Genomic DNA, 8,882 nt, shown 5'->3' on the forward strand with positions numbered 1-8,882 from the left:
CCCCCACCGCCGTGCATTTCCGGATCAACCGTGAATTGGAAACCGGCGTCGATGCTTGGCGCCGCGCTCAGCCCGAAAAAATTCCGGACCGAGCCGACGCGTTGCGGCAGCTCATCCGAAAAGGGCTCGACGCCGACAGCGCGAAACGCCGTACCGGATCATCCGCCTGAAAAGGAGAAGAGCTGTCCCTTGCGGGACAAGCTCTTCGGGATCTTCAAGCCGCGACGTCCATCGCGGCCACCACCATCAGGAACGAACTCAATGACACAGAACACGCGCGCCATCAATCCGCCGCGCTGCATGCTGCCGGCGGCGTAGCGTGACCGCGCAAGCCGACATCATTGGGCTGACCGTCAGGTTGGAGCGCACCATCGACGTTCCCTGTGTCGCCTGTGGCCAGACCGATGTCGTTATTGGTGTCGGCGCCGGCCCGCATGTGGCGAGCCTGCAATGCGCGAGCTGCGAACGGCACCGCGGCTGGCTGCCGAAGACCGTGGCCGATTTTCTGATCGATGTCGTCGCCAGGTTCGGACGGCCAGCCGAGCCGATCACAATCCACAATTCCCAATTCGCGAAAGCGAAACCGGCCGCGCCGTTGGGTGCATCGCGGCCTGCAACATCCGACGCACCCGGCAACTGAACCCAAAGGCAAATGACAATGAACTTCGAATTCGATGATCTCTATGGCTCGAAATATCTGTCCGCCGCCGACCTGCACGGCCAGCAGCCGCATTTCAAGATCGGCAAGGTGGAGCCGCAGGAACTGAAGGAGAAGGACGGCACCATGAAAACGCGGATGGTCGTCTACTTCGAAGGCGTCGAGAAGGCGCTCGTGCTGAACAAGACGAACGCGGTCAAGCTGGCCGCTGCGTACAGCAAGGACTTCGCGCTCTGGGTCGGCATGACCGTCGAGGCCTACGCCGAGATGACGTCGCTCGGCAAGGAAGGCATCCGGCTGCGGCCGTTGTCGAAGCCGTCCGGCAAGTCAGAGATGAATGATGCTATCCCGTTCTGACCGGACATAAGCCATGCTCGCGACTTGGCAAATTCGTGACGCTGCGACGGCCGCGAGGAAGCGCTTGCTGGCGGCGGGCTTTATGCCTATTCCCGCCGCCGGCAAGGCGCCGCCGATGCCGGGTTGGCAGAAACTTGAGCCGACCGAAGCCGAGATCGATAGCTGGTTTCAGAAGTTTCCGGACGCCTTGAACACGGGCGTTCTGACCCGCCGATCGCCAGCGATCGATATCGATGTGCTCGATCCTGACATGGCCGCCGAGATCGAGGCGTTGGCATGGGACATGATCGGCAGCCGCGGCATGGTCCGGTTCGGCCAGGCGCCGAAACGCGCGATCCTGTTCCGCACCTCGACGCCCTACACCAAGATTTCGACGCCAAGCTTTACCTCGCAGTCACAGCAGAAGCACCGCGTCGAGGTTCTCGGCGATGGGCAGCAGATCGTCGTGCTCGGTATCCATCCCGGCACCCGCAAACCGTATACGTGGCATGGTGGCGAACTCGGCGAGATCGCCCATGCCGATCTGCCAGAACTGACGGCGGAGCTGGCGCAGGCCTTCATCACCAGGGCCACGGAGCTGATGCGAGGGCAGGGCTGGATTGAAGAGATCCGCAAGCCCAACGGGGTCAACCTGCAGCTTGGCGCGCATCAGCCTGGCGCGGGAGACTTTGCGGCGCTCTACGGTAGCCGTGAAGAGAAATATGCCGCCGCGGCGTTGCAGGGCTGCTGCGACGAGCTGGCCGCCATGCCACAAAATTCCGGCCGTAATGACCGGCTCAACGCGCTCGCCTTCCGCTTGGGCACGATGTCCGCCCGCCAGTGGATCAGCCGCGACGAGGTGGCCGGCCGGCTGTTCGAGGCAGCGGCAGCGTGCCTACTCGTTAATGACGATGGTGAGGTTGCCGCGCGCGCCACGATAAAGTCGGGCCAGAGCAGCGGCGAGCTGGTACCGCACAAAGATCTCGACGGCAACGCCGAACAGCCGGATCAGGGCAGCGCCGAGCCGCTCGCTTTCATTGATATGTCCGAATGGGACGCTAGGCCGGCGCCGCCGCGGCAATGGTCCGTCCGCGATCGTATCCCGCTGCGCCAGCCGGCACTGCTGTCCGGCGAGGGCAGCGTCGGCAAGACCCTGCTGTCCCTGCAGCTCGGGATCGCGACGGTCCTAGGTCGTGACTGGCTCGGCATGCTGCCCGAACCGGGGCCTGTGATCTACCTTGGTTGCGAAGACGATGACACCGAGATCCACCGCCGCGTTGCGGATATCGCCGCGCATTATCATGCCAGCTTTGCCGATCTCATTGAAGGCGGGCTGCATTTGCTGTCCTTCGCCGGCAAGGATGCCATCCTGGGCGCTGCCAATCGCGCCGGCATCATCGAGCCGACGCCGCTGTTTGACCGCATCCTCAAGGCCGCCTGTGAGATCCAGCCGCGAACGCTGGTGATCGACACCAGCGCCGACACCTTTGCCGGCAACGAAAATGATCGCCAGCAGGTCCGCCAGTTCGTTGGCCTGCTGCGCCGGCTCGCCATGGACGGCAATTGCAGCGTCCTGTTGTGCAGCCATCCGAGCTTGACCGGCATCAGCACCGGCACCGGCCTGAGCGGCAGCACCGGCTGGCACAATTCGGTCCGCGCCCGGATGTTCTTCCGGACCGCGAAAACGGAACAGGATGACGAACCTGATCCGGAATTGCGCGAGCTGCTGTTCCTGAAGAACAACTATGGCCCGCTTGGCGAACGCGTGCTGCTGCGCTGGAAGGCAGGCGTGTTCGTGCCGGAACCGAGGCAGGGCACGCTCCAAAAGGCCGCCGCCGAGCAAACGGCCGAGCGGCTGTTCGTGGCACTGCTCTGCCGGTTCAACGATCAGGGCCGCAATGTCAGCGAAAAGCCGGCGTCGAAAAACTATGCGCCGACCGTGTTCGGGAAAGAAGCTGAGGCCAAGAAGCACGGCGTCAGGAAGGGAGACTTCGAAGGTGCCATGCGCCGGCTGTTCGAAACTAGCGCCATATCGGTCGAGAACTACGGATCGCCCTGCCGTGGGACGATGCGTCTGGTGACGCGATGAAAACTGTCGATCACCCTGTCTATCACCTGTCGATCACCCCTCGATCGTGGCTTCATGCCAGGCAATTTCGCTTGCCCAAAGTGGGGGAAAACGCATGTGGCGCAAGCGCTTGCCGACCACCTGTCGATCACCTGTCTATCACCTGCCTGTCTATCAAAACTGTCGATCACCCTGTCTATCAGGGGTTTTGCGTTCGTAGTTTAGCGCGGCGTTCTTTGCAAAAAGCGTTGTGCCGCAGGTACTTCCGCGACTGTCGATCACCCTTCGATCACCTGTCGATCATGTGTGTGTGTCACCCCCCATACCCCCCTGTGATGATCAACAGGTGATCATCGCCCCTGTCGGGGCTCGACCCTGTCGATCTCACAATCCTCGTCATCTGGATAGCAAACCACCAGTCCCCTCGCGCCCGCCAACGGCAACCGCACCCTGGCTGCGATCGAGAGAGCACACCGGGGGCGGGAGGGTGCAAAACCGGACGACAGGAGGGCAGGAACCGCACGGGCTGGGGCGCTCGCACTGGGACCAAAATCCTAATCGGGGGTTCCATCTTGACGGCATTTTAGAGCACCCACAGGTTCAAAAGTGAGAACCAAGCCGAAGACGCACGTTGCACCCACGGCCGCCGCTCAGCGCATGCGAGAACACCGCGCACGCCAGGCGATAGGCGCCGTGCGTGTTGCCATCGATCTCGATTTTGATGACGTGGATTGGCTGCGCAGCCAGGGCGCGTTGGCGGAGTGGAGCGAGACAGATCGCAAAGAACTCTCAAAAGCCTTGAAGCTGGCCCTGCAGAAACTGCATCGCAAGTTACAGCGTAACGAGGGTTGAGATCGCGATCTGCTATTGAAAGTCGACTTCGAAATGATGAGGAGACGACAATGGTCGTCAGGCTAACAGCGACGGACCTGGAAACTGGCCGCCGTTTGGTTGCCCGCAAGATGGGGCGTTCGGTGGTTCGCATTTTGCCGGAAGCCGATGATCTGGTTGCAATCAATCGGATAACCAAGCAAATTCGCGAACTGCTCTGGCACCGCGATAATCCTGACAACATGCGCGCGTGTCGCGCGTTGGTCCGCGAGCAGGCTCGGCTGTCGCTTGCGTATGAGCGACGCCATGGGAAAGCCCCCAACATCAAGCACGTGTAAATGACGAACGTCCCAACTCCGGAAGAGCGCCGTGCGATCGAAGCGCAAGTGTCGCCCCAGCGGCGAGCCCAGATCGAAGGTTTCGTCGCGGCGGTCGCGCCGGTTCTCGCCGACTTCGTGCTGGCAGCAATCACGCCGCTGAAAGAGCGGATCAAGGCAATCGAGTCGCGCCCGACGCTGTGTTACCTGGGCATTTGGGATGCATCGCGGACATATCCGCCGGGGTCCTTCGTCACACATGCGGGTTCGGTTTGGAATTGCGACGTGGAAAACGCCGGCGTTCGGCCGGGTGAAGGCGGAAATATTTGGAAACTGGCTGTGAAGCGCGGAGGCTCGAAATGACGTTCGAAGAGGCACAGCAATTGTTGATCGATCGTCGGAACGAGGCATTGGTCAAGCATGGAAATTACCTGCTGCTCGACAAAGGCATGAGCGTTGATGATGCGGCATTTCGCAAATCGATGCTGCACTATGCCGGTGATCTCGAAGAGTGGCGCATGTGGGCAACGCAGGAGGTCGCCATCCGCGCGTTCGGTGCGACGACGGCGCAATCGACGGAACGACACTAGATGCATCCCTCGCACGTCGTCAGGAACGGCAGCAAAAGCAACCGAATGGATGGCGACAGTGGCGGCGGCGTCATCGGTTGTTGCGGCGGCTCTGACTCAGTGGCTTGTCCGGATAGCCAAATGGGATCGGGCTTTTGCTTGCTGTTCGCGGAAAGCAACGGCGAAAACACGCAGCCCTGGCACGGAAAGTTGGTTGTTTTCGTCTACAAAGCCACGGCGTCGAAGACCCTCAACAACCACCGGATCATCGTATCGCGTTGAGCCGCCGCCGAACAACTTGATCAGCAGCCTTTGTTCAAACCTATCCAAGTCGTCCCAGTTCGCATCGGCCATAGTAGTCCRCCCTGTCTGTTGGGCTATCCACACTGCGCGCGAGTCAATGCTTAGTAACGGGACGTGATTCGGGCGGCTTGGTGGCGGGGGCATCGTTTGTCCATTGGTCAACGACGCACCGACCGCATGGGGAGGCCCGTAAGGTGAGATCAAAAAACCGAAAAAGTGGCATCGATGACCTTCATTGCAGTTGGAGTCCAAGATCAGCGCCAGCAAGGGCCTCACAGCCTTCCGAAACAGGGCTTGCTTATTCCGCTGCCTCTAGTTCGGGCTCTTCTAGAGGCGAGGTGAACCGGACTGCCAAACTCAAGCCACGTCCGCTTCCGGGGGACTGGGAGACATTCTCCGGCCGCGCCATCAGGGCAGGTTTTGACCCATAGGCGACGTTCGGGACTGGTCGCTCTTCCGCCAGCGTTTAAGCATCAATCAGTTGATCTATGAAATCTGCCACGGAGAGCTGAGCGAGTGGTTCTGCTTTCACGAGATCTTCGGGCCGCAACTGAGTGTACCGTCTCAGCATATCCCAGCTCTTGTGACCCGTGACCAACGCGACTTTCTCGATAGGCAGGCCAGCTTCAAAGAGCCGTGTTGCCGATTCCCGCCTTAGGTCGTGAAATCGTAAGTTTTCGATTTTGAGAGCTTTGCAAGCTCGCGAAAATGCCTCTCCGACACTGGCGGCACAATAAGGGAAGACCCTGCCCCTTCCATGAGTTAGGATTCTTTGCTCAAGAAGCAGCTGCCAAGCATCAAAGCCCGTCAGGCTGAGTATGGGAACGACTTCATGGTTGCCATCTTTGTCGAATGGTGCCTTTCGCTCTCGGATCGTCATCAAGCGTTTTCTCAAATCGATATCCGGCCATTCGAGACGAACAATTTCTCCTCGGCGCAGCGCTGTGGCAATAGCGAATTTGACAATACGATCCATGGGAAGGACCTGGCGCGGGGCATTAGCGAAGTACTCGATCAATCGCCCAATCTCGTCTGCTGTGGGGCGCCGGAGTCTAGTCCGACTCCTTTTCGCAAATCCGAGTGCCCGAAGAGCTTTGCGTGCGAGAACGAACTCGTTAAGGCTTATGGATGCTCCATGAACGGCTTCGGCATGACTCAAGATTGTGCCGATAGTCGCGATATCAAAAAGGATAGTAGCGGGCGCAATTCCCGCAAGTGCGCGCGAGCGACCGTATTTGATAAGGTTCGCGCGGGTGAGCTCCGTCACCTTTAGCTTACCCAGCTTAGGCCGAACGCTATCGAGAAAGAACCGCCTAGACCTTCCAATTCTCTTTCCAACGTCCTGCATGTCGCGCAAGTAGAGGTCGATCAGATCCTCGAGGGTGCACTTACCCCAGTCTGACGCCTTCYTCGCCGTTAGGTCGATCTCGCGTTCTAAGACCGAGCCCCAACTCTCGGCCTCTTTCTTTGTGCTGAACGTCCGAGCGGCATATCGTCCTTTTCGTCGAATTTGAATACGCCAATTTCCCGAGGGGAGTTTTACTACCGTCGCCATGCATCACACTCATTTTCAGTATTGCCTTGTAGGGACAAACTAAGCCTTCAATCTCCAACAAATTTCTTCCGATGCCTGATCGATAGCGACCGCTTGTATCTACGCGGGCACCCCCATTTTCTGCGTCCATTGGGTGATGCATTGCAGCCGCGAAGAAGGCCTTTTCCTACTCGCCGTCTGGCCAAACTTGGACTGAGGTCGATCTATCAAGGCACCCGAGAAACCATGTAAGCCAGGCAGTAACATCGAGTGAGCCCTTTTGAGCGCTCTCAAGTGCGTCATAGTAGGCTCGCCGTTCTCTGCAGATCTGTGCAGACATACTGTAGAATCGCTGCGAAGACTCATCCGATCGAGAGAGCGACATCTCCGCGATAGCACGTGCGATGCGACCATTGCCGTCCTCGAATGGGTGAACAGTCACAAACCAAAGGTGGGCGATTGCAGCCTTGATGACTGGATCGACCTCTTGGTCGCTGTTATACCAGTCAAGAAAGGCTGTCATCTTAACGTCTAGCTTCTCGGCGGATGGCGCTTCGTAGTGGATACGACGACCACGGTATTTACCTGATACGATCTGCATCGGACCGTCACGCCACGCGCCAACAATGATCCCCCTTTTCCCGCTACGAGTTGTGGGAAAGAGCGACGCGTGCCAATTGAACAACCGCTCGAAAGTAAGTGCAGCTCTAAAGTTTTGCGTAGCATCGAGCATCACCTCGACTGCGCCTTCAATTGCCCGATCGGCGGGTGGCAATCCATCCGAGCCAATCCCAAGCCGCCACGCGAGCAGGGATCGCACCTCCTGTCGGTCRAAATTCACCCCCTCAATTTCGCTTGATCGAACTATCTCTTCGGTCAGGGTGGATAAGAACACTCCGTTCTGTGCCCGGAGTGCTAGGTGGAGTGCCCTATCGATCCGCCGGCTCTTCCGCAGACACGCCGTTTCCAGCGCCGCTGCGATGGCCGCAGGGTCCCAGGAGAACTTCGGCCAATCCGGTTGCTGATATAAATACATGTTGCAGCTTCCGCTATTCTCCGCAAAAGATGCGGAGATTGATCGCACTCTCCACGCCTCCAACAAGTTGTAGTATGAGCCTCGTCACTTCGAAATCGCAAGACTATCGCTTTTCCGTTGCACCCATGATGGATTGGACTGACCGGCACTGCCGGGTGTTCCATCGTCACCTGACGCGGCGGGCGCTGCTCTACACGGAAATGCTGACGACCGGTGCCATCGTTCATGGCGATCGGGCGCGACTGCTTAGTTTCGACGCCGTGGAGCATCCGGTGGCGCTTCAGCTCGGCGGATCGGATCCGCGCGACCTCGCGGAAGCGGCGCGGATCGGCGARGGCTTCGGCTATGACGAGATCAATCTCAATGTTGGCTGTCCGTCCGATCGGGTGAAGGACGGTCGCTTCGGTGCTTGCCTGATGGCGGAGCCAGACATCGTCGCATCTTGTGTCGAGGCGATGAAGCGCGCGGTCTCCATTCCCGTGACCGTGAAGTGCCGCATCGGCATCGACGACCAGGATCCGGAAGTTGCGCTCGATAAGTTGGCGTGCGGCGTGGTCGCTGCTGGCTGTGACGCGTTGATCGTGCACGCCCGCAAGGCCTGGCTCAAAGGCCTGTCGCCGAAGGAAAATCGCGATATCCCACCGTTGGACTATGATCGCGTCTACCGACTCAAGCGTGCGATGCCCGATATGCCCGTCATTATCAATGGCGGTGTCTTGAGCATCGAGGAAGCAAAGGCGCATCTTGCGCATGTCGACGGCGTGATGCTTGGCCGCGCCGCCTATCAGGAGCCGTGGCGGTTGCTCGCCGTCGATTTCGACATCTTCGGCGAGGCGGCGCCGCATGCGACCATGCAGGACGCATTCGCGGCAATGATGCCCTATATCGAGGCACAACTGGCGCGCGGCACCCGCCTACACGCCATCACGCGGCATTTCGTTGGCGCCTTCCACGCGGTGCCCGGCGCGCGTGCCTTCCGCCGCCATCTGGCAGAAAGTGGCGTGAAGGCAGGAGCCGGAGTCGAAGCGCTGCGCGATGCCCTCGCCAAAATCGAGGAACGGCAAGCTGCCTAATCAAAGAGTCCGCTTCTGGCCCATCTGCGACCTCGGAGGTCATCCTCACTTCGGCCGATGTTGGCGGTAAACCGGACATCCACGGCTACTTCTTCAACAGTATCCCTCTCATTCGCGCCATTCGCCTCACTGATCCTGCGTGACGGCCCAGCTCGGC

At 59.5% G+C, this 8,882-nt stretch carries 11 protein-coding genes; 8 read left to right on the forward strand and 3 right to left on the reverse strand.

Translation table 11 applies throughout. From position 1 onward, the window contains the following. Positions 1-358: 358 nt before the first annotated feature. From AC1D00_RS14650 to AC1D00_RS14680, 7 genes are all read left to right on the forward strand, one after another. Positions 359-640 (forward strand): hypothetical protein, encoded by a 282-nt coding sequence (locus tag AC1D00_RS14650; protein WP_477011154.1) that lies wholly within the window; start codon positions 359-361, stop codon positions 638-640. Positions 641-658: 18 nt separating this feature from the next. Beyond that, a complete protein-coding gene (locus tag AC1D00_RS14655) occupies positions 659-1,015 on the forward strand; it encodes a hypothetical protein (RefSeq protein WP_477011155.1) in 357 nt (118 codons plus the stop codon). Positions 1,016-1,028: 13 nt separating this feature from the next. After that, complete coding sequence (locus AC1D00_RS14660; protein WP_477011156.1) at positions 1,029-3,083, forward strand: AAA family ATPase; 2,055 nt, start codon at positions 1,029-1,031, stop codon at positions 3,081-3,083. A 672-nt stretch (positions 3,084-3,755) separates the two neighbouring features. After that, on the forward strand, positions 3,756-3,914 hold the full coding sequence (locus tag AC1D00_RS14665) for a hypothetical protein (protein WP_477011157.1): 159 nt from the start codon (positions 3,756-3,758) through the stop codon (positions 3,912-3,914). A gap of 50 nt (positions 3,915-3,964) precedes the next feature. After that, positions 3,965-4,231 carry a hypothetical protein gene (locus AC1D00_RS14670; RefSeq protein ID WP_477011158.1) on the forward strand — a complete coding sequence of 89 codons (267 nt, stop codon included), beginning with the start codon at positions 3,965-3,967 and terminating at the stop codon, positions 4,229-4,231. Beyond that, positions 4,232-4,573 (forward strand): hypothetical protein, encoded by a 342-nt coding sequence (locus AC1D00_RS14675; protein WP_477011159.1) that lies wholly within the window; start codon positions 4,232-4,234, stop codon positions 4,571-4,573. Beyond that, entirely contained in the window at positions 4,570-4,800 is a 231-nt protein-coding gene (locus tag AC1D00_RS14680) for a hypothetical protein (protein WP_477011160.1), read from the forward strand. Before AC1D00_RS14675 ends, AC1D00_RS14680 begins: the two co-directional genes overlap by 4 nt. A gap of 96 nt (positions 4,801-4,896) precedes the next feature. On the opposite strand, the gene AC1D00_RS14685 is transcribed toward AC1D00_RS14680, so the two are convergent. From AC1D00_RS14685 to AC1D00_RS14695, 3 genes are all read right to left on the reverse strand, one after another. After that, on the reverse strand, positions 4,897-5,133 hold the full coding sequence (locus AC1D00_RS14685) for a hypothetical protein (protein ID WP_247455975.1): 237 nt from the start codon (positions 5,131-5,133) through the stop codon (positions 4,897-4,899). A gap of 415 nt (positions 5,134-5,548) precedes the next feature. After that, on the reverse strand, positions 5,549-6,637 hold the full coding sequence (locus AC1D00_RS14690) for a tyrosine-type recombinase/integrase (RefSeq protein WP_477011161.1): 1,089 nt from the start codon (positions 6,635-6,637) through the stop codon (positions 5,549-5,551). A 166-nt stretch (positions 6,638-6,803) separates the two neighbouring features. Continuing rightward, positions 6,804-7,652 (reverse strand): Fic family protein, encoded by an 849-nt coding sequence (locus AC1D00_RS14695; RefSeq protein ID WP_477011162.1) that lies wholly within the window; start codon positions 7,650-7,652, stop codon positions 6,804-6,806. Positions 7,653-7,726: 74 nt separating this feature from the next. On the opposite strand from AC1D00_RS14695, the gene dusA reads away from it, so the two are divergent. After that, the gene (gene dusA, locus AC1D00_RS14700; protein WP_477011163.1) at positions 7,727-8,725 is read left to right on the forward strand and encodes a tRNA dihydrouridine(20/20a) synthase DusA; all 999 of its coding nucleotides are present in this window, start codon (positions 7,727-7,729) and stop codon (positions 8,723-8,725) included. Positions 8,726-8,882: the final 157 nt, after the last annotated feature.

It is taken from the genome of Bradyrhizobium sp. P2_E8, from assembly GCF_056403875.1.

Bases quoted from the DNA above. Each gene is read 5' to 3' on its own strand.
- AC1D00_RS14655 (WP_477011155.1), top strand. From the start codon at position 659: ATGAACTTCGAATTCGATGATCTCTATGGCTCGAAATATCTGTCCGCC.
- AC1D00_RS14660 (WP_477011156.1), top strand. From the start codon at position 1,029: ATGCTCGCGACTTGGCAAATTCGTGACGCTGCGACGGCCGCGAGGAAG.
- AC1D00_RS14670 (WP_477011158.1), top strand. From the start codon at position 3,965: ATGGTCGTCAGGCTAACAGCGACGGACCTGGAAACTGGCCGCCGTTTG.
- AC1D00_RS14675 (WP_477011159.1), top strand. From the start codon at position 4,232: ATGACGAACGTCCCAACTCCGGAAGAGCGCCGTGCGATCGAAGCGCAA.
- AC1D00_RS14680 (WP_477011160.1), top strand. From the start codon at position 4,570: ATGACGTTCGAAGAGGCACAGCAATTGTTGATCGATCGTCGGAACGAG.
- AC1D00_RS14685 (WP_247455975.1), bottom strand. From the start codon at position 5,133: ATGGCCGATGCGAACTGGGACGACTTGGATAGGTTTGAACAAAGGCTG.